The following is a 24502-nucleotide window of genomic DNA, read 5'->3' as shown; positions in this document are numbered from 1 at the left end:
GCGATGTCAGATACGCAATCACGTAAGACCGCGGGCCGGGTGGCCGCGGCGGTGCTCGCGGGGCTGCTGGTGGCCTCGGCCGTGCTGACCTACCTGTCCTACACCGCGTACTTCACCCCGGTGGAAACCGTCACCGTCTCGTCGCAGCGCGCCGGCCTGGTGATGGAGCAGGGCGCCAAGGTCAAGTTCCGCGGCATCCAGGTCGGCAAGGTCGAGGACATCTCCTATAGCGGCGACCAGGCCCGGTTGAAGCTGGCCATCTACAGCGGTGATCTGCACTGGATTCCGTCGAACGCGACCGTGCATATCGCCGGCAACACCATCTTCGGCGCCAAGTCGGTGGAGTTCATTGCTCCTAAGGACCCGGCCGCCACCTCGCTGCGGCCGGGCGCACAGGTGCAGGCATCGGCGGTGCAGCTGGAAGTCAACACGCTGTTCCAGTCGCTGATCAACCTGCTGCACAAGGTCGACCCGGTGGAACTGAACGGAACGCTGAGCGCCTTGTCCGAGGGTCTGCGCGGCCACGGCGACGACCTCGGGTCGCTGCTGACGGGCCTCAATACCCTTACCCGCCAAGCGAATCCAAAACTTTCTACGCTGCAGGAGGATTTCCGCAAGGCCAGCATCGTGACGAACGTCTACGGTGACGCGGCACCGGACCTCAACACACTGTTCGACAACCTGCCGACGATCAACCGCACGGTCGTGGATCAGCAGCACAACCTCAACACCACGCTGCTGGCCGCAATCGGCTTGGCCAACAACGGCTATGAGACGCTGGCCCCGGCCGAGCAGAACCTGATCGACACCGTCAACCGGTTGCGCGCCCCGCTGAAGGTGGCCGCGGACTACTCACCGGAGTTCGGCTGCCTGCTGGCCGGTATCGACCGTGGCGTCAAGGAATTCGCCCCGCTGCTCGGCGTGCGCAAGGCCGGCCTGTTCACCTCGTCGAGTTTCGTCATCGGCTCGCCTGCCTACACCTATCCGGAGAGCTTGCCGCTGGTCAACGCCTCCGGTGGGCCGAATTGTCGTGGCCTGCCCGACATTCCGACCAAGCAGACCGGCGGCTCGTTCTACCGGGCGCCGTTCCTGGTCACCGACAACGCGTTGATTCCCTACGAGCCGTTCACCGAGTTCCAGTTCGACGCGCCCTCGACGCTGCAGTTCCTCTTCCACGGCGCCCTCGCGGAACGGGACGACTTCTGATGGCCGCCGGGTCAGTTCCGTCGCACCGCTCGATGGTGATCAAGGTGAGCATCTTCACCGTGGTCATGCTGTTGGTGAGTGCGGCGCTGGTGGTGGTGTTCGGCGACTTCCGATTCGGTTCGGAGCGTACGTATCACGCCACCTTCCTGGACGCGTCCCGGCTCAAGGGCGGCCAGAAGGTCCGGATCGCGGGCGTGCCCGTCGGTGCGGTCTCCGGGGTCAAGCTGAACCCGGACAACACCGTGGACGTCGAGTTCGGCGTCGACGAGCGCTACACCCTGTACTCGTCCACCCGCGCGGTGGTCCGTTACGAGAACCTGGTCGGTGACCGGTTTTTGGAGATCACCTCCGGGCCCGGCGAGCTGCGCAAACTGCCGCCCGGCGGCACCATCAACTCCTCGCACACCCAGCCGGCCCTGGACCTCGACGCCCTGCTGGGTGGGCTCAAGCCGGTGCTCAAGGGGCTGGACGCGGACAAGGTGAACGCGATCAGCGGTGCCCTGATCGAACTGCTGCAGGGCCAGGGCGGGGCGTTGTCCAATCTGCTCGCCGACACCAGTTCCTTCTCCTCGGCGCTGGGCAGGCGGGACCAGCTCATCGGCGACGTGATCACCAACCTCAACACCGTGCTGGGGACCGTCGATGCACGCAGCGCTCAGTTCTCCACCAGCGTCGACCAACTGCAGCAGCTGATCGAAGGGCTGGCCAAAAACCGTGATCCAATCGCCGGCGCCATCCCGCCGCTGGCCTCGACCACGACGAATCTGGCTGAGCTGCTTCGTAATTCGCGTCGGCCGCTGCAGGGTGTGCTGGAGAACGCCCGGCCGCTGGCCACCGAGTTGGACACCCGCAAAGCCGAGATCAACAACGACGTGGAGCAACTGGGCGAGGACTACCTGCGGCTGGCCGCGCTCGGCACCTACGGATCGTTCTTCAACATCTACTTCTGCTCGGTCACCATCAAAATCAACGGGCCGGCCGGCTCGGACATCCGCTTGGGACTCGGTGGCCAGGTCGACTCCAGCAAGGGGAGGTGTGCCTTTGCCAAGCAGTAAACAGCCGGCCAGCAAGCGCGACCAGGATCCACTGCGCACCGGCATCATCGGCCTTGCGGTGGTCACCTTCGTCGTGCTCATCGCCTTCGGTTACGCCAGCCTGCCGTTCTGGCCGCAGGGCAACAGCTACACCGCCTACTTCAGCGACGCCGGCGGCATCACGCCGGGCAACAACGTCACGGTGTCGGGCGTGAAGGTGGGCAAGGTGTCGGACGTGGCCCTGGCCGGAGACAGCGCCAAGGTCACGTTCAGCGTCGATCGCCACGTGGTGGTCGGCGACCAGTCGCTGGCGGCGATCCGCACCGACACCATCCTCGGTGAGCGCTCCATCTCGGTGAGCCCGGGCGGCTCCGGGCATGCCACCACGATCCCGCTGAGCCGGACCACCACGCCGTACACGCTGGCCGGCGCGCTGGAGGATCTCGGCCAGAACGCCAACAACCTGAACAAGCCGCAGTTCGAGCACGCACTGAAGGTGCTCACCGACACGCTGCACGACGCGACCCCGGGTCTGCGCGGCGCGCTGGACGGCGTCACCACGCTGTCGCGCACCCTGAACAGCCGCGACGAGGCGCTGCAGGGCCTGCTGGCGCACGCCAAGTCGGTGACGGCGGTGCTGTCCGACCGGGCCGGGCAGGTCCGCAAACTGGTGGACGACGGCGATGCGTTGTTCGCCGCTCTCGACGAGCGCCGCGCCGCACTGAGTTCGCTGATCTCCGGCATCCAGGGCGTCTCCGCGCAGCTCTCCGGTTTCGTCAACGACAACCGCCGGGAGTTCGGCCCGGCCCTGACCAAGATCAACCAGGTGCTGGCCAATCTCAACGAACGCCGGGACTACATCACCGAGGCGCTCAAGCGGCTGCCCACCTACGCCACCACCCTGGGCGAGGTGGTGGGTTCGGGTCCCGGATTCAACGTCAACGTCTTCGGTGCGATCCCGGCCCCGCTGGTGGCGACCATGTTCGACGTGGTCTTCCAGCCCGGCAAGCTGCCCGACAGCCTGGCCGACTACCTGCGCGGAATGATCCAGGAACGCTGGACGATCAGGCCGAAGTCACCATGACCGGCCCCAGACGACTCGGCAGCAAGGGGCTGCGGACCATCACCATCGTCGCGCTGGTCGCGGCGCTGGTGGGCGGTGCCTACGTGCTGTTCTCCGCCGGCGGCGGCGGCCGCAAGGTGACCGCGTACTTCACCTCCGCCGTCGGGCTCTACCCGGGCGACCAGGTTCGTGTGCTGGGTGTGCCGGTGGGCAAGATCGAATCGATCGAGCCGCAGGACAAACGCGTGGTGATCGTCATGAAGGTGTCCGACGACGTCAAGATCCCCAGGGACGCCAAGGCCGTGATCATCTCGCCGAACCTGGTGGCGGCGAGGTTCATTCAGCTCACGCCGGCCTACACCGGGGGCGCGGTGCTACCGGAGGGTGCCGTCATCGACCTGACCCGCACCGGCGTGCCGGTGGAATGGGACGAGGTCAAGGAAGCGCTGACCCAGCTGTCGGTGTCGCTCAGCCCGGCCGCGGGCGAAATGCAGGGTCCGCTGGGCGCGGCGATCAACCAGGCCGCCAACACCCTGGACGGCAACGGCCAGTCGTTCCACAGCGCACTCACCGAGCTCGCGCAAGTGGCTGGGCGCCTTGGGGATTCGCGTAGCGACATTTTCAGCACGGTCAAGAATCTGCAGGTTCTCGTCGACGCGCTGTCCCAGAGCAACGAGCAGATCGTGCAGTTCGCCGGCCATGTGGCGTCGGTGTCGCAGGTGCTGGCGGACAGCTCGCGCGACCTCGACCAGACGCTGGGCACCCTGAACCAGGCGCTGTCCGACGTGCGGGGTTTTCTGCAGGAGAACAACTCGAACCTGATCGAAACTGTCAACCAACTCAAGGACTTCACCCAGACCCTGAGCGATCAGAGCGACAACATCGAGCAGGTGCTGCACGTCGCGGGGCCCGGCATCTCGAACTTCTACAACATCTACGACCCGGCGCAGGGCACCCTGAACGGTCTGCTGTCGCTGCCCAACTTCCTGAACCCGGTGCAATTCATCTGCGGCGGATCCTTCGACACCGCGGGCGGGCCGTCGGCGCCCGACTACTACCGGCGCGCCGAGATCTGCCGCGAGCGGCTGGGGCCGGTGCTGCGCCGGCTCACCGTGAACTATCCGCCGATCATGTTCCACCCGATCAACACGATCACCGCCTACAAGGGCCAGATCATCTACGACACGCCCGCCACCCAGGCCAAGGCGGAGACGCCGGTTCCGGAGCTGACCTGGATTCCTGCGCCCGGTTCGGGACGACCGGCGCCCAGCAACGTCACCGACCTGCAGAGCCTGTTGAACCCGCCGGCGGCTCCGGCCCCGGCCGCGGGCTCGCCACCGGGCTTCGGTCCCGCCCCGGGCCCTGCCGCAGCGCCCGGTCCCGGCCCCGCCGCAGCTCCCGGTCCCGCCGCGCCTGCCGCAGCCCCCGGGCCACTCCCGGGACCCGCCCCCGGCCCGTTGCCGGCCGAACAAGGGGGCGGCCGATGAGGCGAATCTTGTTGCGCGGCAGCGTGTTGCTGGTCGGCTGCACGTTGCTGGCCGGCTGCTCGTTCGGCGGCTTGAACTCGTTGTCCATGCCCGGAACCGCGGGCCACGGCAGCGGGGCCTATTCGGTGACCGTGGAACTGCCCGACATCTCCACCCTGCCGCAGAACTCGCCGGTGTTCGTCGACGACGTCACCGTGGGCAGCGTCGCCGGTGTCGCGGCCGAGCAGCGCGCCGACGGATCTTTCTATGCGGCAGTCAAATTGGCGCTGGACAAAAACGTGGTGCTGCCCGCCAACGCAGTCGCCAGAGTTGCCCAGACCTCGCTGCTGGGTTCGCTGCACATCGAATTGGCCGCGCCCACCGACAAGCCCGCGCAGGGCCGGCTGGGCAACGGGGCGCGGATCCCCGAGGCCAACACCGGCCGCTTCCCGACTACCGAGGAGGTCTTCTCGGCGCTGGGCGTGGTGGTGAACAAAGGCAATGTCGGTGCGCTGGAAGAGATCACCGACGAGACGTATCAGGCCGTCGCCGGCCGCCAAGGCCAGTTCGTCGACCTGGTGCCCCGGCTGGCCGAGCTGACCGCCGGCCTCAACCGCCAGGTCAACGACATCATCGGCGCGATGGAGGGGCTGGACCGGTTCTCGTCGATCCTGGCGCGCGACAAGGACAACCTGGGTCGCACGCTGGACACGCTGCCCGAAGCGATCCGCGTGCTCAACAAGAACCGTGACCACATCGTGGAGGCGTTCAGCTCGCTGCGGCGACTGGCCAACGTCGCCTCCAACGTGCTGTCCAAGACCAAGTCGGACTTCGCCGCCGACGTCAAAGATCTGTACTCGGCGATCAAGGCGCTCAACGACAATCGCAAGAACTTCGTCACGTCGCTGCAGATCATGCTGACGTTCCCGTTCCCCAACTTCGGCATCAAGCAGGCGGTGCGCGGTGACTACCTCAACGTGTTCACCACGTTCGACCTGACCCTGCGCCGGATCGGGGAGACGTTCTTCACCACCAGCTACGCGCTGGACCCGAACATGATGCACATGGACGAAGTGCTCAACGCGCCGAACTTCCTGATGGGTGAGCTGGCCAACCTGTCCGGACAAGCGGCCGACCCGTTCAAGATCCCGCCCGGCACGGCGTCACAGTAGAGGCGGCCCAGATGATCGACAGACTCACCAGAATCCAGCTGTGGATATTCGCCATCATCACGGTCATCACCCTGACCGTGATGGGCGTCTTCTACCTGCGGTTGCCGGCCACGTTCGGCATCGGAACCTACGGTGTGAGCGCCGACTTCGAGGCCGGCGGCGGGCTGTACAAGAACGCCAACGTCACCTACCGGGGGGTGGCCGTCGGCCGGGTGGAATCCGTCGGGCTCAACCCCAGCGGCGTCACCGCGCAAATGCGGCTCAACAGCGGGACCCCGATCCCGGCCAACGTCACCGCCACCGTCAAGAGCGTGTCGGCGATCGGCGAGCAGTACATCGACCTGGTGCCCCCGGCGAATCCGGCGCCGGGCAAGCTGCGTAACGGAGCCAAGATCGAACGCGCCAACACCCGCATCGGTCAGGACGTCGCGGACCTGCTGAAGAAGGCCGAGACGCTGGTCAACAGCCTGGGTGACACCCGGCTGCGGGAGGTGTTGCACGAAGCGTTCCTGGCCACCAACGGCACCGGTCCGGAGTTGGCCAGGATGATCGAGTCGGCCCGGCTGCTGGTGGACGAGGCCAACGCCGACTACCCGCAGGTGTCGCAGCTGATCGACCAGGCCGGGCCGTTCCTGCAGGCACAGGTCCGCGCCGGCGCCGACATCAAGACGCTGGCCGAGGGGCTGGCGCGGTTCACCTCCGAGGTCCGCCAGGCCGACCCGCGGCTGCGTGACACGCTGGCCATCGCGCCCGGGGCGATCGACCAGGCCAACGAGACGCTCACCGGGATCCGCCCGTCGTTCCCGGCGCTGGCGGCGAACATGGCCAACCTGGGCCGGGTGGGCGTGATCTATCACAAGTCGATCGAGCAGCTGCTGGTCGTGTTCCCGGCCCTGTTCGCCGCGATCACCACCGCGGCCGGCGGCGCACCCCAGGACGAGGGCGCGAAACTGGACTTCAAGCTGGACCTCAACGACCCGCCGCCATGCAGCACCGGCTTCATCCCGGCCCCGTTGATGCGCACACCGGCCGACGAGACGGTGCGCGAAGTCCCGCGCGACATGTACTGCAAGGCCGCGCAGAACGACCCGACCACGGTGCGTGGCGCCCGCAACTATCCCTGCCAGGAATTCCCCGGCAAGCGGGCACCCACCGTGCAGATGTGCCGTGACCCGCGCGGGTACGTGCCGCTGGGCACCAACCCGTGGCGCGGACCGCCGATCCCGTACGGCACACCGGTCACCAACGGGCTGAACATCCTGCCGCCCAACCATTTCCCCTTCATTCCGCCGGGTGCGGACCCAGACCCGGGCATCCCGATCGTCGGCCCGCCGCCGCCCGGAGTGACCCCGGGCCCCGGTCCGGCTCCGCATCAGCCGGCCTACGACCCGCCGCCGCCGAACAACGTCCCGCCGCCGCCGGGCAACCCGTCGTACATGCCGCCGAACTACCCGCCGGTGCCGCCGCAGCTGCCGTACCCCAAGTACCTCGAGCCGCCGCCGCCACCGCTGGGCACCGGTCCGGCGCCCGGTCCGGAACCGCAGGCCAGTGGTCCGGCCTACACCACCTATGACCCGTCGACCGGCCTGTTCAAGGATCCGGCGGGCGGCACTGGTATCTTCGCGTCCGGCGTGACCGGCGCAGCCGGCGCCGAGAACTGGGTGGACCTGATGCTCGCGCCCAAACCGCTTTAGCCGAGCAGCCGACGTGGATTCAGTGGTGACCGAAGAAGTACCGACGACGCAGCGTGTGCGCCGCAAGGCCGCGCGCGCAGCAGGCCCCCCGAAAACCCAACAGGTCGAACGCGAGGCGACGGCGGGTGCCGCCGAGACCGTCGTCGTCGCCCCGAAGAAGACCGCACACCCGGCCGCAGCCAGCAAGACCCGCCCGACGGTCCGGCCGCCGCGGCGCCGGCAGCCCAACCGCCGCGTGGTCGGCTGGGTGTCGCTGGTGGCGGCGGTGATGGTGATCGCCGCACTGACCGCCGGCGTCACCGCGCTGGTGACCCAACATCGGAACGCGCGGGCCGAGCAGGCCCGTGAGCAGCGGTTCGTCGACACCGCCACCCAGACCGTGGTCAACATGTACAGCCACACCATGGACAACATCGACGAGGCGGTGAGCCGTTTCGTCAACGGGACCAGCGGCCCGCTGCGCGCCAAGTTCGGCGCGGAGAACATCGAGATCCTCAAGACGATCTTCCGCAAGACCAACTCGTCCTCGGAAGCGGTCATCACCGGCGCTGGCCTGGAGAGCATCGACTCGGTCAGCGACAACGCGGCGGTGCTGGTGGCGGTTCGGGTGACGGTCGCCGACATGGACGGGGTCAACAAGCCGTCGGAGCCCTACCGGATGCGGGTCATCGTGCACGGGACGAGACGGGCCGGATGACCGCCTACGACCTGATGTACCCCGACGGGGGCAACTGATGCGATGGTCGCGGTGGCTTGCCACCGCCGCCGCCTACCTGGCGATCGTCGCGATCGTCGGGCTGTCGGCCGTGGGGGGCTGGTACTACTGGGACCGGGTCCAGGCGCGCGGTGCCCAGGCGGCGCGCGACGCTTTGCCCACGCTGGTGGCCAAGGAGATGCCGCAGGTCCTCGGCTACGACTTCCAAACCGTCGAGCGCAGCCTCGGCGACACCTATCCGATGATGACGCCCGACTACCGCCAAGAGTTCAAGAAGCGGGCCAACGAGCAGATCATCCCGGAGGCCAAGAAGCGCGAGGTGGTGATCCAGGCCAACGTCGTGGGCGTGGGCGTCATGGAGGCCAACCGCAATTCCGCCGCGGTGATGGTGTTCATGAACCGCACCGTCACCGACAAGGCGCGCCAGCCGATCTACGAAGGCATCCGGGTGCGGGTGGAGTTCCAGCGCATCGGCGGCAAGTGGCTGATCGCCTTCATCAAACCGATCTGATCGCGATCAGAAGCAGATCGCAATGTCGTTGCACTCCAACGGATAACGTTCGATCGGGCTGGGCGGCGGCCCCACCTGCGACAGCGAGAACGGCTCCTTCTTCATGTCCGGCTGCAGGCCGCACACCGCCCCGTGCAGGGTGGTGTGGGTGCCGGTCAGGGTTTCGTCGCTGAACGCGTAGGTCTCGCTGCTGGGGGCGAAGGTGCCGTCCGGGCACACCACGCCTTCGGCCTTGCTGACCTGCAGCGTCCACAGCATGCTGGTCATCCGGGCCCGGCCGCTGAAGTTCTGCAGATGTTCGGCGCGGGTGTTGTTCGCCGGGGTGGTGCTGACGATGTTCAGCGCGCAGTTCATCGCGATGACGATCGGGTCCGAATAGTCGTTCATGTTGCGCGTTCCCGACGGCTGCACGCACAGCGCGCCGATGGTCCAGGTGGCGCCGGACACGCCGGCCTGGTTGAACGCGTAGGTGCCGTCCGGGGGCGGCCCGATCGCGTAGGCCGGGGTGTCCGAATCCAGCGCCATGCCGAATGCGACGGCTGTGCTGACGACGGCACCGGCGGCCAGCCCGCGACGGATCTTCACCTGCACCCCTCCCTCCGCGCCGCAGCGCCGCATCTGAGTATCACAGCGAATCGCCGCCAACACCACGGGTTCGGTGGGACTTGCCGGTCAGCCCTGCGGACGGCTTTCGCCCAGCGCGTCGAGAAACGCGCGGGCCCACCGGTCCACATCGTGGGCGAGCACCTGACGGCGCAGCGCGCGCATCCGGCGGCGGCCCTCCTCGTCGGACTGGGTGAGCGCGGCCTCGATGGCATCCTTGACGCCTTCGAGGTCGTGCGGGTTAACCAAATAGGCCTGACGCAGTTCGGCTGCGGCGCCGGTGAATTCGGACAGCACCAGGGCGCCACCCAGGTCGCTGCGGCAGGCGACGTACTCCTTGGCGACCAGGTTCATGCCGTCGCGCAGCGGGGTGACCAGCATGACGTCACTGGCCACGAAGAACGCGATCAGTTCGTCGCGCGGGACGGGCCGGTGTAGATAGTGCACCACCGGGTGGCCGACCTCGGCGTATTCGCCGTTGATGTGCCCGACCTGCCGTTCGATGTCGTTGCGCAGGATCTGGTAGCTCTCCACCCGTTCCCGGCTCGGGGTGGCCAGCTGGATCAGCACCGTGTCGTCGCGCTTGGCGCGGCCCTCGTCGAGCAGCTCGTTGAACGCCTTGAGCCGCACGTCGATGCCCTTGGTGTAGTCGAGCCGGTCCACGCCGAGCAGGATCTTGCGCGGGTTGCCCAGCTCGGCGCGGATCTCGCGGGCCCGGCGCCGCACGCTCCGGTCCCGCGCGGCCTGGTCGAGCGCGCTGGAGTCGATGGAGATGGGGAAAGCACCCACCCGGATGCGGCGCGCGTCGAGCACCACCTCGCCGAACCGGGATCGCACCCCGACGGCTCCCCGCGACGTTTCGGCACCGAGCAGCCGTCGGGCCAGGATCAGGAAGTTCTGCGCGCCGCCGGCCAGATGGAAGCCCACCAGGTCGGCGCCGAGCAGTCCCTCGATGATCTCGGTGCGCCACGGCAGCTGCATGAACAGCTCCACCGGCGGGAACGGGATGTGCAGGAAGAACCCGATGGTCAGGTCCGGACGCAGCTCACGCAGCATCTTCGGCACCAGCTGCAGCTGGTAGTCCTGTACCCAGACGGTTCCGTTCTCGGCCGCGGCGCGGGAGGTGGCCTCGGCGAAGCGGCGGTTGACGTCGACATAGCGGTCCCACCATTCGCGGTGGTAGATCGGCTTGACGATGACGTCGTGATACAGCGGCCACAGCGTGGCGTTGGAGAAACCTTCGTAGTATTCCGCGACGTCGTCGGCGCTGAGCTGCACCGGATGCAGCGTCAGTTCGTCCTGGACGATCGGGTCCTCGTCGGCATCCACCACACCGGGCCAGCCCACCCAGGCCCCGCGGCGTTTGCGCAGCAGCGGCTCCAGCGCGGTGACCAGGCCGCCGGGGCTGCGTTTCCAGGTGGTGCTGCCGTCGGGGAGGCGTTCCAGGTCGACCGGCAGCCGGTTGGCGACGACGACGAAGTCAGAGTCGCCGTAGCGGGCGCCGCCTTTTCGAGCCATTAGCTCTCGTGTTTCGCCGGACCAATGCCGAGCATGGACAAGAAGACGCGGCACTCGTCGGCGTCGTTGGCGTAGGCGGCGACGACGCGCCGGGCCTGGCTGGCGGTGCTGTCCGCCAGCGGTTCGACGTCGCCGATATCACCGTGGTCGGTCTTGGTAGGCATTCCTCAACTGTAAGGGAAGCCACTCGAGTATCTCTTTCGGTGTCGGCAGCCGCGGCAGCCCCAGCGATTTCCGCTTACACACTGGCCGTAATGTGTAAAGACCAGCCCGTGACTAGTGAGGTGGGCAATGACACTCTCCGACCAGACCGACACCAACGCCGAGGCGCCCGCGGCCCCCGAGATGGTGGTTTACGAAACCCTCGACGAGGGACGCATCGCCCGTATCTGGCTGAATCGGCCGGCGGAGCACAATGCGCAGAATCGCACCCTGCTGGTGCAGCTCGACGAGGCATTCCTGCGGGCCGAGGCCGACGACACCGTCCGGGTGGTGATCCTGGCCGCCCGCGGCCGCAACTTCTCCGCCGGCCACGACCTGGGTTCGGAGGCGGCGCTGGCCGAGCGTAAGCCGGGTCCGACGCAGCACCCGACGTTCCGTTCGCACGGGGCCACCCTGGAACCGATCGTGGAGAAGCTCTACCACCAGGAGTGGCATTTCTTCTTCGAGAACACCGCCCGCTGGCGCGACCTGCGCAAGATCACCATCGCGCAGGTGCAGGGCAACGCGATCTCGGCGGGGCTGATGCTGATCTGGGCGTGCGATCTGATCGTCGCCGCCGACAACGCGAAATTCAGCGACGTGGTCGCGGTGCGGCTCGGCATGCCGGGCGTCGAATACTATGCGCACCCTTGGGAATTCGGCCCGCGCAAAGCCAAAGAGCTGCTGCTGACCGGTGATTCGCTGGACGCCGACGAGGCCTACCGGCTCGGCATGGTGTCCAAGGTCTTCCCGCTCGACGAGTTGGAACAGAAGACGCTGGCTTTCGCGCGGCGCATCGCCGAGCGTCCGACGATGGCCGCGCTGCTGGTGAAGTCGTCGGTCAACGCGGCGTCCGACGCGATGGGCTTCACCGAGGCGCTGCGGCACGCGTTCCACATCCACGAACTGGGCCACGCGCACTGGGCGGCCCACAACGAGAACCGGATGCCGGTCGGGTTGCCGCCGGAAGTCGAGGACTGGCGCACCGCCCGGCCCACCCAGGTCGCCCGCCGCGACGAGCCCTGACGCGCAATGATTCGATAGCTAGAACCTGTTTCAGTTTTCGGCGCGGGAGGCTTCCAGTGCAGCTTTCATTCCAGGACCGGACGTATCTGGTCACCGGCGGCGGCAGCGGTATCGGTAAGGGGGTGGCGACCGGGCTGGTCGAAGGCGGCGCTTCGGTGATGATCATGGGCCGCAGCGCCGACCGGCTGGCCGCGGCCGTCAAGGAGATCGAGGGCCTGCAACTGCCCGGCTCGATCCGCTATGAACCCGCCGACGTGACCAACGAGGACGAGGTAGCCCGGGTGGTCGACGCCGCCACGGCGTGGCACGGCCGGCTGCACGGCGCCGTCCACAGCGCCGGCGGTTCGCTGACCATCGGACCGCTCACCCACACCGACTCCGAGCAGTGGCGTCGCACCGTCGACCTCAACGTCAACGGCACGATGTACGTGCTCAAACACGTGGCGCGGGAGTTGGTGCGCGGTGGCGGCGGATCGTTCGTGGCGATCTCGTCGATCGCCGCCAGCAACACCCACCGCTGGTTCGGTCCCTACGGCGTCACCAAGTCGGCCATCGACCACATGATGCAACTGGCCGCCGACGAACTCGGCGCCTCCTGGGTGCGGGCCAACAGCATCCGTCCGGGTCTGATCCGCACCGACCTGGTGGACGCCAGCGTCATCCAGTCACCGGAGATCAGCGGCGACTATGCGCAGTGCACGCCGCTGCCGCGGGTCGGCGAGGTCGAGGATGTGGCCAACCTGGCGATGTTCCTGCTCAGCGACGCCGCCAGCTACATCACCGGGCAGTGCATCAACGTCGACGGTGGCCACATGGTGCGCCGCGGCCCGGACTACTCGTCGATGATGGAGCAGATGTTCGGCGCCGACGCGCTGCGCGGCGTGGTCTGAGGGTCACCGCCGGTTCCGGCGGTGGCCTGGCCGTGCTGGAATGAGGGCCATGGCCCAACAAGAACCACTGAACATGCCGCTCGAAGAGGCGATGCGCACCCAGCGTGCGATCCGTCGGCTCAAGAGTGATCCGGTCGACGACTCGCTGATCCTGCACATCCTCGAACTGGCGATGAAGGCACCCACCGGTTCGAACGCGCAGAACTGGGAGTTCATCGTCGTCAAGGACCGCCAGGTGGTCGCCAGGCTGGGCCGGTTGAATCGCGCGGCGATGAAGGCCTTCGGGCCGCTGTACAAGCGCACCCTGGAAAAGCGGATGGACGACAAGATGCTGCGCGTCGAGAAGGCCGTGCGCTGGCAGGCAGAGCACTTCGACGACATCCCCGTCGTCGTGGTGGCCTGCCTCAAAGGGATCATCCCGCCGGTGCCGCCGATCGCGGCCAGCAGCGCCTACGGCTCCATCTATCCCGCGGTGCAGAACCTGTTGCTGGCGGCCCGCGCGGCCGGACTGGGCGCGGCGCTGATCACGATGCCGCTGTGGAGCACGTTCGCCGCCAAGCGAGTGCTGGGCCTGCCGTGGAATGTCACCCCGTGCGCGGTGATCCCGCTGGGCTGGCCGATGGGTAAGTACGGTCCCACCAGCCGTCGGCCGGTCGGCGAGTTCGTGTCGCTGGACCGGTACGGCAACCGGGCATTCCGGTGAGCCGGCTGGCGGGCCGGCGGATCTTGATCACCGGCGCCGGGTCGGGGATCGGTCAGGCGACAGCGCTGCGACTGGTCGACGAGGGGGCGACGGTGGTCGGCGCGGACATCGACACAGCGGGCCTTGCCGTAACCCGCGGCAACCGCGGTGACCGGTTCACCCCGCTCGAGATGAACGTCGCCGACGAGCGTTCGGTGGTCGACGGGGTGCGCTCGGCTGTCGACATCCTGGGCGGGCTGGATTCGGTGGTCAATGCGGCGGGCATGTTGCGGGCCGCGCACACCACCCAGACCAGCCTCGAACTGTGGAACCAGATCATCACCGTCAACCTGACCGGCACGTTCCTGGTGGTCCGCGAGGCGCTGCCGGCGCTGCTGGCCAACCCGCGCAGCTCGATCGTCAACTTCAGTTCGACCTCGGCCAGCTTCGCGCACCCATACATGGCAGCCTATGCGGCCAGCAAGGGTGGGGTGCAGTCCTTCACGCATGCGGTGGCGCTGGAATACGCCAAGGCCGGGCTGCGCGCGGTGTGCGTGGCGCCCGGCAGCATCAAGTCCGGTATCACCGATGCCACCGGCGGATACATACCCACCGACGCCGACTGGTCGCTGTTCGGCCGGCTGATGCCGATCCTGCCCACCACCGAGACCTCCAGCGGCGCCGGAATGGCCGACCCGTCGGTGGTGGCGGGCGTCATCGCCATGCTGGTGTCCGACGACGGCCAGTTCATCACCGGAACCGAGATCCGTATCGACGGCGGCACGCACGCCTGAGCGGTCGTCGGTCAGTTGACGCAGGGCACCCCGCCGCCGTCGATCGGCTTGCCCCGATCGGGTGTCGGGTACGGCGTGAAGGTGCCGTTGTAGTAGTAGCCGTTGGACTGGGCCGTCGTGGTCGTCGTGGTGGTGGTGGACGTCGTCGTGGACGCGCTCTCTTCGGCGACGGGCAGCGAGAAGTTGGTGTCCACCGTCACCCGGATGTGCCCGGCAGCGATGCTCGGGTCCGGCTTGGTGGGCGGGTCCACCCCCAGCACGTTGGCCAGGTTCTGCGCGTCCGTCTCCGCTCCGGCGCCGTATTGGATGGTGGTGGACGTCGGGTCGCCGGACTCGCGGTCACGGACCTGACCCGCGGTGTAGCCGCGCTTCTTCAGCGCGCTGGACAACTGGGAGGCCATCCCGCTGATGGCGCCGGCGTTCACCACGTCGACGACGGTCAACGGGTTCGGCTTCGTCGACGTGGTCGCCGCCGTCGACGGGGTGGCGGCTGTACCGAAAGCCGCGGCGATCTCGGCTTTGATCGCGGCCGGGTCGATGATGTTGACGTCCTGGCCGTCGATGTTGTCGTAGCGCACCACGGGAAGCGTGCGGAACTCCACATTGCCGCCGGCCAGCTCACCCATCCGGCGGAACAGGTTTTCGTCCCAGCCCGCCGACAGCACCACGTCCTTGCGCGCCACGGCCATCAGGCTGTTGAGCCGGTCGAGGTTGGTGAAGGTGCCCGTGTCCTGCAGCTCGTGCATCACCGACGACAGGAACGCCTGCTGCCGGTGGGTGCGGTCCAGGTCGCCGTTCTCCAGGCCGTGTCGCTGCCGGACGAACGACAGCGCCTGCGACGCGTCCAGCCGCTGGCGGCCGGCCGGGAAGTCGGCGCCGGAGTACGAGTCGTAGACCGGGTGGTTCAGACAGACTTCGACGCCGCCCAGGGTCTGGGCCAGGTCGTAGAAGCCGGCCAGGTTGATCTCGGCGAAGTAGTCGATCGGGACGCCGGTCAGGTTGCGCACCGCGCGCAGCGTTGCCGCCCGGCCGGCCTCGCGGCCGCGGGCTTCGAGTTCACGCTGCGAGAGGTTGCCCTGGTTGGCGAGTTGGTTGGCGACGTACTGCTTGGTCAGCCCATACGCCTCTTTGATCTTGATGTGGTTGTAGCCGGGGATGCCGTTCCAGGCCACCCAGTCGTCGCGCGGGATCGAGAAGGCGACGACTTTGCCGTCCGATCCGACGTGTACCAGGATCAGCGTGTTGGTGTTGTAGCCGCCTTGGTCGGAGTCGCCGGCGTGCAGGTGCTTCAGGATCGACCAGGGTAGGTCGTTGCCGTCCTGGTCTTTGCGCGAGTCCAGGCCGATGAGCAGGATGTTCATGTTGTTGCCGCTGGACCTGGGGTCTTCGGGGGTCAGCGCCTGCGAGATCGTGATGCCGCCGAGGGCGCCGTGGGCTACCCAGTAACCCGCGCCGGTCGTTCCGACAGCCACCACCGAGACCACGGTCATGAAGGTGCGCGCGACGCGTTTGCGCAGCGTCGTCCGCTTGACCGCACGTCGATTTGATCGGAGGCGGTGAGCACCGCCGGAACGTGTCACTAATGTCCTCGGCCCAGCGGCCACCGCCCGGCCGGCGTACGGCCGGCGGTTTGCGGTGACGGCATTCCAGACATGACGTCTAGTATGCGGCAGATTGCTGTGCAGCCCCCACTCCAGGCCCGGTATCCTGCCCAGCCGAGTGCCGGGATCCAGTCGCCAAAACCGCCTTGAGCAGAACGTTCTGCCCCGGCCCGGGGGCCTGCTGCGGCGGCGTCAGCAGTACTGGTAGTCGATATGCCAGCGGCCGTTGACGTAGGCGGCGACGAAATGGCCCCCCAGGCTCGCGTCCGCGTCGTTGACGTTGCCCGCACCGCCGACGTTGGGCGTGAACCCCGGCGGCTGCCAAGTCACCGACTGCGGATCGGCCGTGGCCTCCGGTGTGCAGCCGGCCTGCTTGGCCACATAACCGTCGATGATTCGGCGCTCCGCGGTGGCCTGGTCGCCGCCGTCGGCGGCGGGACTGGCGGGACAGGAATAGCCCACGACGCAGAAATTCTCGGTCCTGGTCGCCAGCGACACGTCGGTCATCGGGATCGCCGCGATGGCGCCGCCGAGCAGCAGCGCCACCGCCACCACTGCCGCGATTCGCGCGTTCATCGGACCTTCACGATCTCCTCGCCGGACCGGTAGAACAGCGGGATGTCCGAACCGGTCACCATCTCGGTCAGTACGATCCCGAAGGGTTCGACTTCGTAGTAGTAATGCACGTTGCCGTCGGTGTCCACCGCGGTGCCGCAGGTATGGCCGGGGGCGCCGCATCGCTGCTTGATCGGCATCGCCAGCGCCGCGATCACCGCCACCGCGGCGAGCGTGATCACCAACGACGTCTTGGTTCGAGCGCGGGTCCGTATCTGCACTTTCCACTCCTGAGGGGCACCTGACCGCAGTGTAGGCGCGTCTTGACGCTGGGCACGGCCCCGCAAGGCAGTAGGTTGCACAGCTATGGCCCCTGCCAGCCCGGGTGACGCCCCGGCGCCGACCACCCGCGTCGAAGTCCTGGGCAATGTCGGCCCGAACTGGTTCGCGTCGGTGATGGGCACCGGGATCGTGGCCATCGCCGGGGCGACGCTGCCCGTCCACGTGCCCGGGTTGCGTGGCTTCACCCACGGTGTGTGGATGCTGGCCGCCACCCTGTTGGTGCTGTTGATCGTGCTGGTCGGCGGACACTGGTTGCGCAACCCGAGGGTGGCGCGCGCCCATGCCCGCAATCCGCAGATGGCCCACTTCTACGGGGCCGCGCCGATGGCGCTGATGACCGTCGGTGCGGGCGCGGTGCTGGTGAGCGGGGATCTGATCGGGCAGCGCGTCGCCGTCGACCTGGACTGGGTGCTGTGGACGGCGGGCACCCTCGGCGGCTTGTTCACCGCCGTGAGCATCCCGTACCTGATGTTCACCCAGTTGGAGGTGGAGCCCGACGCGGCGTTCGGAGGCTGGCTGATGCCGGTGGTGCCGCCGATGGTGTCGGCCGCCACGGGCGCGCTGTTGCTGCCGCACCTGCCGCCGGGCACCCCACGCGAGACGATGCTGTTCGGTTGCTACGCGATGTTCGGACTCTCGCTGTTCGCCTCGCTGAACATCATCGCGATGATCTGGAGCCGGTTGGTGCTGTACGGCACCTCCGGCACGGCGCGGGTGCCGACGCTGTGGATCGTGCTGGGGCCGCTCGGCCAGTCCATCACCGCCGCGGGTCTGCTCGCGTCGGCTGCGGCGACCGGCGCGATCGACCACCGACTGGCCGCGGCGATGAACGCGTTCGCCGTCCTGTTCGGTGTCCCGGTGTGGGGCTTCGCGGTGTTATGGATCGCGCTGGCCACCTCGCTGACGGTGCGCACCCTGCGGCGCGGCATGCCGTTCGCCCTGACCTGGTGGAGCCTGACGTTTCCGGTCGGCACCTTCGTCACCGGAACTTCGCAGCTGGCTTCGCACACCCAGCTGCCCGCGTTCAAGGTGGCCGCGGCCGCCGCGTATGTCGGCCTGCTGTTCACCTGGATCTTGGTGACGGTGCGCACCGCGCGGGGCAGCTGGCACGGCAACCTGCTCAAACTGCCCCCGAGCGCCGATCCGGTCAGGGCCAGCAAGGAAAGTAGGACGCAGTGATCCGCGCCTAGCCACTCGTGCCGGTCCGGCAACGCACGCAAATGGCCGGAAAGCGAGGTTTTGCGCCCAATGCGGTCAGGGTGCGCGTTTCAATGCGAAGATTGCTGCCCGTGACGGGTAGTTGGGGTTCATTGCTGGCCACGCTGATACCGCTGGCTCTGGTGATCGCGGTGTCACCGTTGACGATCATCCCGGCGGTGCTGGTCCTGCACTCGCCGCGGCCCCGGCCCACGAGTCTGGCGTTCCTTGGCGGATGGGTGCTCGGGTTGGCCGCGCTGACCGCCGTTTTCACGGCCGGATCCGGTCTGTTCGGCGGCCTGCACAAGTCGCCGCCGCACTGGGCATCCTGGACGCGTGTGGTGCTGGGTTCGGCGCTGATCCTGTTCGGCATCTACCGGTGGCTGACCCGGCACCGGGAGTCCGACACGCCCCGGTGGATGCGGGCGTTCGACACCATCACCCCGCGACGGGCAGGCCTCACCGGGCTGGTGCTCACGGTGGTGCGACTCGAGGTGTCGATCATGTGCCTGGCGGGCGGCTTGGCTATCGGCACCAGCTCACTCGGGGTGGCTGGCAAGTGGGTGTTGGCCACGGTGTTCGTCGTCCTGTCCGCGTCAACGGCCGCCCTCCCGATCCTGGGTTACCTCAGCGCCGGCGACCGCCTCGAGGACCAACTGACCAAACTCAAGGACTGGATGGAGAGCAATCACCTGGGCATGCTGGCCGCCGTCCTGATCCTGATCGGTCTGATGGTGCTCTACAACGGGATCAGTGCGCTGAGCTGACGAGCCGGGCGGCGTCACGGCCGAGGTCACCGTCGCATGGCGCAGGCCGGTTCCGCTGCGGCGCATCCTGAGCGACGAACCGTGGTATGCGCCGGTGCCCTTTCGTGCTTAGCTTGTCGGTGCAGTCGTGCATCCCTGCATGTGCGGCCTTAATGTATTTGCTGAGTATCGACGAGAATTCGCTTGAGGGGGCGGAGTGGAAGGTACGACCTTCGGCCGCTACCGGTTCATCGAGTTGCTGGGCCGCGGCGGTATGGGCGAAGTGTGGCGCGCCTACGACACCGAGACGCAGCGCGTCGTCGCCGTGAAGGTCCTGCCGGCGAATCTGGCCAACGACCCCACTTTCGAACAGCGATTCCGGCGCGAGGCACTGGCGGCGGCGGGGCTCAACGATCCGCACGTGGTGCCCATCCACCATTTCGGCGAGATCGAGGGCCGGCTGTACGTGGACATGCGCCTGGTCGTGGGCCGCGACCTGCAGGCCATCATCGCCGAAGGCCCGCTGGACCCCGAGCGTGCGGTCAACATCATCGAGCAGATCGCTTCGGCGTTGCGGTCCGCGCATCGGATCGGGTTGGTGCACCGCGACGTCAAGCCATCCAACATCCTGGTCACCGAGGACGACTTCGCGTACCTGATCGACTTCGGGATCGCCCGTGCGGAGGGCGATTCGCACATGACCGGGACCGGCAACGTGATCGGGACCTGGGCGTATATGGCGCCTGAGCGGGTCACGAACGGCCGGACCGACCCACGCGGTGACACTTATGCGCTCGGATGTGTGCTGCACGAGTGCCTGACCGGCAGCCAACCGTTCCCCGGCGCCAGCCTCGAACAGCAGATCGGTGGCCATCTGAGTCTGCCGCCGCCGCGCCCGTCCACCTTGCGTCGGGGCATTCCGGAGGAACTCGACACTGTCATCGCCACCGCGATGGCCAAGAACCCCGAGCAGCGCTATCCGACGGTGACCGATCTGGCGGTGGCGGCGCGGGAGGCGGTCACCGGAACCCGCCCGATTCCGGTGCGCCGGCCCGAACCCGTGCAGCAACGCACTCAGTTGGCGCCGCCGCCCGGCCCGCCGAAGCAGCCGCCGCCGAACCAGCCACCGCCGATGCGGGGCGCTCCGGGGCAGGGGTATGCCGATCCTGGACACCGCCGCCCGCCCGCTGACCCGAACCAGCGCCGCGGGCCGGTTCGGCAGAGCCAGCCCAGGCCGACGGCCGACCCGAATCGGTACCGTCCGCCCGCCGAGCCGCAGCGGCTGGCCCCCGAACCGGTGCCGCAGCGCCCGCCGGCCGAACCGGCCGTGCAGCGACCCAACACCGACCCGACGTTGCGGCGGCCGAGTAGCGACCCGAAGATCTATCGCCCCAACAGCGGAGAGCAGACCGTGTTCCGGCTGCCGAGCGATCCTCAGACGCCACCGCCGTGGCCGGCACCTGCCGAGGAGAGCAGCCCCAGCCCCGCCGCGCCAGCGCCGAAGCGGCGCCGCACTGCGTTGCTGCTGGCGGGGGTGGGTGCGCTGGTGACCGTCGTCGGGGTCGTCGCTGCGATCGTGCTGACCGGCGGCCACGGCAGCAGCGGTAGCGAGCAGCCCGCAGCGCATCCCGGCGGTGCCGAGCCCACCGGCGGAGCAGCCGGGGCCGGGTCGTTCACCGGCACCTACACCGCCGACTTCGGTCCGAAGGTCTCGTTGGCGGGCAAGCCGGTGGAAAACTCCGAGCCGCCGGATCACGAGACCTGGGTGTTGCATTCAGCGTGCGGCAGTGACGGCAACGGATGCGTGGCCTCGGCGCAGCGAACCGACGGCACCTACAACCACACGCCGAGGCTGACTTTCGACTATGTGCGGGGGCGCTGGATTGCCGTGGCGCTGGAGGGCGGCAAGTGCAACGACAAGAACATCGAGAAATGGAATTACGTCTGGCTGCAGCCGCACGCTGACGGCACCATGGTCGGCGAATGGATCACCGACTCACTGGACTGCTACAGCAAACGGACAGTGACGTTCACCCGGACCGGTGACCCGGACGGTACGAACGTGCCCGACCCCACCAAGCTGGCCGCCCGCGTGGTTTCACCGGCCGAGGCGCTGCGCGGCAACTACCACCTGCTGACTACCTATACCGGCCCGGACGCGCCCAAGCCGCAGGAAGCCGACTACAGCGTGGACACCTTCTGTCTGCGCACCGGTGACCGCTGTCTGAGCCGCTTTGTCAGAAACGCCAGCACTGGCACCCAGCTACTGCAGTTCGCCAACAATGTCTGGACCCGCGACGACGAGTACGACGCGGCTTGTCCGGCCGGCGGCACCTCGCACGTGAAGATCAAGGGGACCTTTCCGCTGCCCGAACCGCCGGAGGACCCGATAGCCGTTCTCAGCGGTAACGGTGTCAAGGACGAATCCGGGAGTTCGTGCAAGGGCGGCCCGTACGACATGAAGTTCACCCGCACCGGCGGCTGACCGCCGGTTGGGCCGGGCCGGTTTTCAAACGCGCGCCGCGCGGGTAGGCCGTTGAAGGTCCAACGTCGAGATCGCGACGTGGAAGACGAGAACGGAGTTCGGCAATGCGTGCTGAAGAAGGCGACGAATCGGTCAGGGATTACGCCATCGAGGGTGAGCAAGCCCTGGACAGGATCAAGAAGTCGACGAGGTCGGACAACCCGCTGGCCCGAGCCGCGGGCTGGGTGCGCGACCGGCTGCCCGGAGCGTCCCGGGCCTGACGCCGCATCGGCGAGAATCAGGGCCCGAATCAGGCCTCGGCCGTTTCTCCCCGCTACCGGACGGGTACTGAGGCCATTAGTCCCGTACCGAGACTGTCAGTCTTGATTTGCTCCTGTCCATAGGAAGCGGGCCCATGACTGGTCCTACGGTCACCACATCCAGTCTTGCCGACGGCGCCCCCGCCGACTCGTTCGCCCAGGGCTCCCGGGCCCGGCGCGGCTGGACTCTGTTCATCGCGTGCGCGGGTGTCGTGCTGGTCATCGCGTCGATGGTGGCGCTGAACACCGCGCTGGGTGACATCGCCAAAGCCACCTCGGCGAGCCAGACGCAGCTGACCTGGATCGTGGACAGCTACACCCTGCTGCTGGCCTGCCTGCTGCTGCCGGCCGGTGCGATCGGCGACCGGTACGGGCGCCGCAGCGCATTGCTGGTCGGGGTGGCCACGTTCGCTGTCGCCTCGGCCGCACCGCTGGTGTTCGGCACTCCGCTGCAGATCATCGCCGCCCGGGGGCTGGCCGGGACCGGGGCGGCGTTCGTGATGCCGGCGACGCTGTCGTTGCTGACGGCCGCCTACCCGCCCGAGGCGCGCACCAAAGCGGTGGGCATCTGGGCCGGGGTCGCCGGCTGCGGCGGGGTGTTCGGCCTGCTGGGCGCCGGAGTGCTGGTGCAGCTCTGGGATTGGCGGTCGATCTTCTGGACCCTGGCGATCGGCGCGGCGATGGTTTTCGCGCTGACGCTGACCATCGCCGAGTCCCGCGACGACGACGCCCCGCGCCTGGACGTGCCGGGTGCGGTGACCATCGGGGCGGCGGTCGCCGTCTTCGTGTTCGGCATCCTGCAGGCGCCCGCGCACGGTTGGAGTGACGCCCGCGTCATCGGGTGCCTCCTCGCCGGGGCGGTGCTGGCGGTGATGTTCGGTTTCGTCGAGTTGCGGCGCCGGCAACCGCTGCTGGACATCCGGTTGTTCCGCGATCCCAGCTTCGGCACCGGCGCCGCCGCCATCACCGTGGTGTTTCTCGCCACCTTCGCGCTGTTCTTCCTGGTGGTCCAATATCTGCAGCAGGTCCGCGGCTACTCGGCGTTGACAGCCGCAATTGCCTTGAGCCCCATGGCTTTACCGTTGCTGTCGCTGTCGATCCTGTCGCCCTGGTACCTGCCCAGGCTGGGGCTGCGTGCCGTGGTGTTCGCGAGCATGGCGCTGGTCGCGATCGGGTTCCTGTGTATGGGCACGCTGACCACCCACTCCAGTTACCTCGAGGTGGCCTGGCCGCTGGTGGTGATCAGCACCGGCTTCGGATTGTGCACGGCGCCAACCACATCGGCGATCATGACCGCGGCGCCGGAGAAGAAACAGGGTGTCGCGTCGGCGGTCAACGATGCCACCCGGGAGGTGGGTGGCGCGTTCGGGATCGCGCTGGCCGGTTCCATCCTGGCCGGCAGCTACAGCCGTCACGTCGGCGCCGCGCTGGCCGGCTACCCCGAGCAGGTGCGCGCTCCGGCGTCGGACTCACTGGCCACGGCCCTGGCTGTCGCCGATCGACTGGGTCCGCAGGGTGTTGCACTCGCCGAGCGCAGCAAGGAAGCGTTCGTGGCGGCCGCCAACACCTCCTACACGGTGATGGCCGTCATCGTGGCCGTAGCAGCCGTCCTGATCTCGCTGATCGCACCGGGCCGGGACGGCCGACGGTTGCGGCTTACGCGGCGCCGCCGCGAGCGGGCGGCGTCTTAGTATTTCCTGATGGTGACGGCAGCCGAACCATTCATCACGCACGGTCCCGGCGGGGTTCGCATCGTCTCGGACCGGCACGGCGATCCGCAGGCCCGCGCGGTCGTCTTCCTGCACGGCGGTGGCCAGACCCGGCGCTCGTGGGGCCGGGCGGCCAGCGCCGTCGCCAAGCGCGGCTATCAGGCCGTCACCGTCGACCTGCGGGGCCACGGCGAATCCGACTGGTCCAGCGAGGGCGACTATCGCGTGGTCAGCTTCGCCTCCGACGTGCACGAGGTGCTGCGCGGCCTGCCCCCGCGCCCGGTGCTGGTGGGGGCGTCGCTGGGCGGCTTCACCTCAATGCTGCTGGCCGGAGAACTGGCGCCGGGCATCGCCAGCGCCGTGGTGCTGGTCGACATCGTGCCCGACATGGAACAGTCCGGGGCCAACCGCATCCACAACTTCATGGCCGACCGGATGGAGTCCGGCTTCGCCTCGCTCGAAGAGGTGGCCGACGCGATCGCCGAGTACAACCCGCACCGGCCGCGGCCCACGGATCTGCAGGGGTTGACCACCAATCTGCGCCGCCGCGGCGACCGATGGTACTGGCACTGGGATCCACAGTTCATCAACGGTTCCTCGGCCTACCCGCCGCTGGAGGTAGTCGAATCCGACCGCATGCACGCGGCGGTAGCCGCCATCCTCGCCGACAGTGTGCCGATGCTGCTGGTCCGTGGTCAGGTGAGTGACCTGGTCAGCCAGGAACGCGCGGACCAATTCCTGGAACGTTTCCCGCAGGTCGAATTCACCGACGTCCGCGGCGCCGGCCATATGGTCGCCGGCGACCGTAACGACATCTTTGCTGACGCCGTCCTGGAATTCATCCAGCGGCACGTTGATGCTGGCTGACGGCCTTGTCGGTGACATCTGAACGTTGTATGACTTAGTTTGCGGTGTCCGCGCATTGGGTATCCGCGCGCAGCGCGCATTTGTTTGGGGCGACACCTGTGACACCTGCGACACGAGGAGAAGCGT

General features: G+C 68.0%; 23 protein-coding genes and 1 pseudogene. 18 read left to right on the top strand and 6 right to left on the bottom strand.

Annotated features, from left to right (window positions below; translation table 11 throughout):
- Nucleotides 1-3 precede the first annotated feature (3 nt).
- The 8 genes and pseudogenes from MKCMC460_RS27610 to MKCMC460_RS27575 all read left to right on the top strand — a co-directional run bounded on the left by MKCMC460_RS27610 (nucleotide 4) and on the right by MKCMC460_RS27575 (nucleotide 8861).
- Nucleotides 4-1206 carry an MCE family protein gene (locus tag MKCMC460_RS27610; RefSeq protein ID WP_236978328.1) on the top strand — a complete coding sequence of 401 codons (1203 nt, stop codon included), beginning with the start codon at nucleotides 4-6 and terminating at the stop codon, nucleotides 1204-1206.
- A complete protein-coding gene (locus MKCMC460_RS27605; RefSeq protein ID WP_238305097.1) occupies nucleotides 1206-2261 on the top strand; it encodes an MCE family protein in 1056 nt (351 codons plus the stop codon). Before MKCMC460_RS27610 ends, MKCMC460_RS27605 begins: the two co-directional genes overlap by 1 nt.
- Nucleotides 2248-3324 carry a virulence factor Mce family protein gene (locus tag MKCMC460_RS27600; protein WP_236978326.1) on the top strand — a complete coding sequence of 359 codons (1077 nt, stop codon included), beginning with the start codon at nucleotides 2248-2250 and terminating at the stop codon, nucleotides 3322-3324. The genes MKCMC460_RS27605 and MKCMC460_RS27600 overlap by 14 nt, the downstream gene beginning before the upstream one ends.
- Complete coding sequence (locus MKCMC460_RS27595; RefSeq protein WP_238305095.1) at nucleotides 3321-4790, top strand: virulence factor Mce family protein; 1470 nt, start codon at nucleotides 3321-3323, stop codon at nucleotides 4788-4790. The genes MKCMC460_RS27600 and MKCMC460_RS27595 overlap by 4 nt, the downstream gene beginning before the upstream one ends.
- Complete coding sequence (locus tag MKCMC460_RS27590) at nucleotides 4787-5941, top strand: MCE family protein (RefSeq protein ID WP_236978322.1); 1155 nt, start codon at nucleotides 4787-4789, stop codon at nucleotides 5939-5941. Before MKCMC460_RS27595 ends, MKCMC460_RS27590 begins: the two co-directional genes overlap by 4 nt.
- A gap of 11 nt (nucleotides 5942-5952) precedes the next feature.
- Nucleotides 5953-7635: a virulence factor Mce family protein gene (locus tag MKCMC460_RS27585; protein ID WP_236978321.1), complete on the top strand. Its 1683-nt coding sequence runs from the start codon at nucleotides 5953-5955 to the stop codon at nucleotides 7633-7635.
- 13 nt (nucleotides 7636-7648) lie between these two features.
- Nucleotides 7649-8370: pseudogene (locus MKCMC460_RS27580) on the top strand (mammalian cell entry protein).
- Entirely contained in the window at nucleotides 8370-8861 is a 492-nt protein-coding gene (locus tag MKCMC460_RS27575) for a mammalian cell entry protein (RefSeq protein WP_236978320.1), read from the top strand. Before MKCMC460_RS27580 ends, MKCMC460_RS27575 begins: the two are co-directional and overlap by 1 nt.
- Before the next feature lie 6 nt (nucleotides 8862-8867).
- Here the strand turns inward: MKCMC460_RS27575 and MKCMC460_RS27570 are convergent, their stop codons facing one another.
- The 3 genes from MKCMC460_RS27570 to MKCMC460_RS27560 all read right to left on the bottom strand — a co-directional run bounded on the left by MKCMC460_RS27570 (nucleotide 8868) and on the right by MKCMC460_RS27560 (nucleotide 11146).
- Nucleotides 8868-9446: a hypothetical protein gene (locus MKCMC460_RS27570; protein WP_238305094.1), complete on the bottom strand. Its 579-nt coding sequence runs from the start codon at nucleotides 9444-9446 to the stop codon at nucleotides 8868-8870.
- Between the two features lie 87 nt (nucleotides 9447-9533).
- A complete protein-coding gene (locus MKCMC460_RS27565; protein WP_238305092.1) occupies nucleotides 9534-10982 on the bottom strand; it encodes a trehalose-6-phosphate synthase in 1449 nt (482 codons plus the stop codon).
- The gene (locus MKCMC460_RS27560; protein WP_099051228.1) at nucleotides 10982-11146 is read right to left on the bottom strand and encodes a hypothetical protein; all 165 of its coding nucleotides are present in this window, start codon (nucleotides 11144-11146) and stop codon (nucleotides 10982-10984) included. Before MKCMC460_RS27560 ends, MKCMC460_RS27565 begins: the two co-directional genes overlap by 1 nt.
- 127 nt (nucleotides 11147-11273) lie before the next feature.
- Between MKCMC460_RS27560 and MKCMC460_RS27555 the strand changes: the two genes are divergently transcribed.
- The 4 genes from MKCMC460_RS27555 to MKCMC460_RS27540 are packed head-to-tail and all read left to right on the top strand — an operon-like array spanning nucleotide 11274 to nucleotide 14575.
- Nucleotides 11274-12209 carry an enoyl-CoA hydratase gene (locus tag MKCMC460_RS27555; RefSeq protein ID WP_236978318.1) on the top strand — a complete coding sequence of 312 codons (936 nt, stop codon included), beginning with the start codon at nucleotides 11274-11276 and terminating at the stop codon, nucleotides 12207-12209.
- Between the two features lie 56 nt (nucleotides 12210-12265).
- The gene (locus MKCMC460_RS27550; RefSeq protein ID WP_236978317.1) at nucleotides 12266-13099 is read left to right on the top strand and encodes an SDR family oxidoreductase; all 834 of its coding nucleotides are present in this window, start codon (nucleotides 12266-12268) and stop codon (nucleotides 13097-13099) included.
- A gap of 49 nt (nucleotides 13100-13148) precedes the next feature.
- Nucleotides 13149-13802, top strand: coding sequence for a nitroreductase family protein (locus MKCMC460_RS27545; protein ID WP_236978315.1), 654 nt, complete (start codon nucleotides 13149-13151; stop codon nucleotides 13800-13802).
- Nucleotides 13799-14575, top strand: coding sequence for an SDR family NAD(P)-dependent oxidoreductase (locus tag MKCMC460_RS27540; protein ID WP_236978310.1), 777 nt, complete (start codon nucleotides 13799-13801; stop codon nucleotides 14573-14575). The genes MKCMC460_RS27545 and MKCMC460_RS27540 overlap by 4 nt, the downstream gene beginning before the upstream one ends.
- Nucleotides 14576-14586: 11 nt before the next feature.
- Here MKCMC460_RS27540 and MKCMC460_RS27535 read toward each other — a convergent pair whose 3' ends face one another.
- The 3 genes from MKCMC460_RS27535 to MKCMC460_RS27525 form a co-directional block, all read right to left on the bottom strand.
- Nucleotides 14587-16155, bottom strand: a complete 1569-nt coding sequence (locus MKCMC460_RS27535; protein WP_370653040.1) for an LCP family protein — start codon at nucleotides 16153-16155, stop codon at nucleotides 14587-14589.
- Nucleotides 16156-16368: 213 nt separating this feature from the next.
- Entirely contained in the window at nucleotides 16369-16752 is a 384-nt protein-coding gene (locus tag MKCMC460_RS27530; protein ID WP_236978308.1) for an integrase, read from the bottom strand.
- Entirely contained in the window at nucleotides 16749-16931 is a 183-nt protein-coding gene (locus tag MKCMC460_RS27525) for a hypothetical protein (protein ID WP_236984448.1), read from the bottom strand. The genes MKCMC460_RS27530 and MKCMC460_RS27525 overlap by 4 nt, the downstream gene beginning before the upstream one ends.
- A 166-nt stretch (nucleotides 16932-17097) precedes the next feature.
- On the opposite strand from MKCMC460_RS27525, the gene MKCMC460_RS27520 reads away from it, so the two are divergent.
- The 6 genes from MKCMC460_RS27520 to MKCMC460_RS27495 all read left to right on the top strand — a co-directional run bounded on the left by MKCMC460_RS27520 (nucleotide 17098) and on the right by MKCMC460_RS27495 (nucleotide 24376).
- The gene (locus MKCMC460_RS27520) at nucleotides 17098-18252 is read left to right on the top strand and encodes a TDT family transporter (RefSeq protein ID WP_236978306.1); all 1155 of its coding nucleotides are present in this window, start codon (nucleotides 17098-17100) and stop codon (nucleotides 18250-18252) included.
- 92 nt (nucleotides 18253-18344) lie between these two features.
- Nucleotides 18345-19037, top strand: a complete 693-nt coding sequence (locus MKCMC460_RS27515) for a GAP family protein (RefSeq protein WP_236978304.1) — start codon at nucleotides 18345-18347, stop codon at nucleotides 19035-19037.
- Nucleotides 19038-19233: 196 nt separating this feature from the next.
- Nucleotides 19234-21501, top strand: coding sequence for a serine/threonine-protein kinase (locus tag MKCMC460_RS27510; RefSeq protein ID WP_236978302.1), 2268 nt, complete (start codon nucleotides 19234-19236; stop codon nucleotides 21499-21501).
- A 104-nt stretch (nucleotides 21502-21605) separates the two neighbouring features.
- The gene (locus MKCMC460_RS27505; RefSeq protein ID WP_236978300.1) at nucleotides 21606-21761 is read left to right on the top strand and encodes a hypothetical protein; all 156 of its coding nucleotides are present in this window, start codon (nucleotides 21606-21608) and stop codon (nucleotides 21759-21761) included.
- Nucleotides 21762-21895: 134 nt separating this feature from the next.
- Nucleotides 21896-23491, top strand: coding sequence for an MFS transporter (locus MKCMC460_RS27500; protein WP_238305090.1), 1596 nt, complete (start codon nucleotides 21896-21898; stop codon nucleotides 23489-23491).
- A gap of 9 nt (nucleotides 23492-23500) precedes the next feature.
- Entirely contained in the window at nucleotides 23501-24376 is an 876-nt protein-coding gene (locus tag MKCMC460_RS27495; protein WP_236978299.1) for an alpha/beta fold hydrolase, read from the top strand.
- Nucleotides 24377-24502: the final 126 nt, after the last annotated feature.

The organism is Mycobacterium sp. 20KCMC460 (assembly GCF_022179425.1).
In the GTDB taxonomy this organism is placed as follows: domain Bacteria; phylum Actinomycetota; class Actinomycetes; order Mycobacteriales; family Mycobacteriaceae; genus Mycobacterium; species Mycobacterium kiyosense.
Note: the sequence above shows the minus strand (reverse complement) of the source record. Positions and strands in the feature narration are given on the sequence as shown.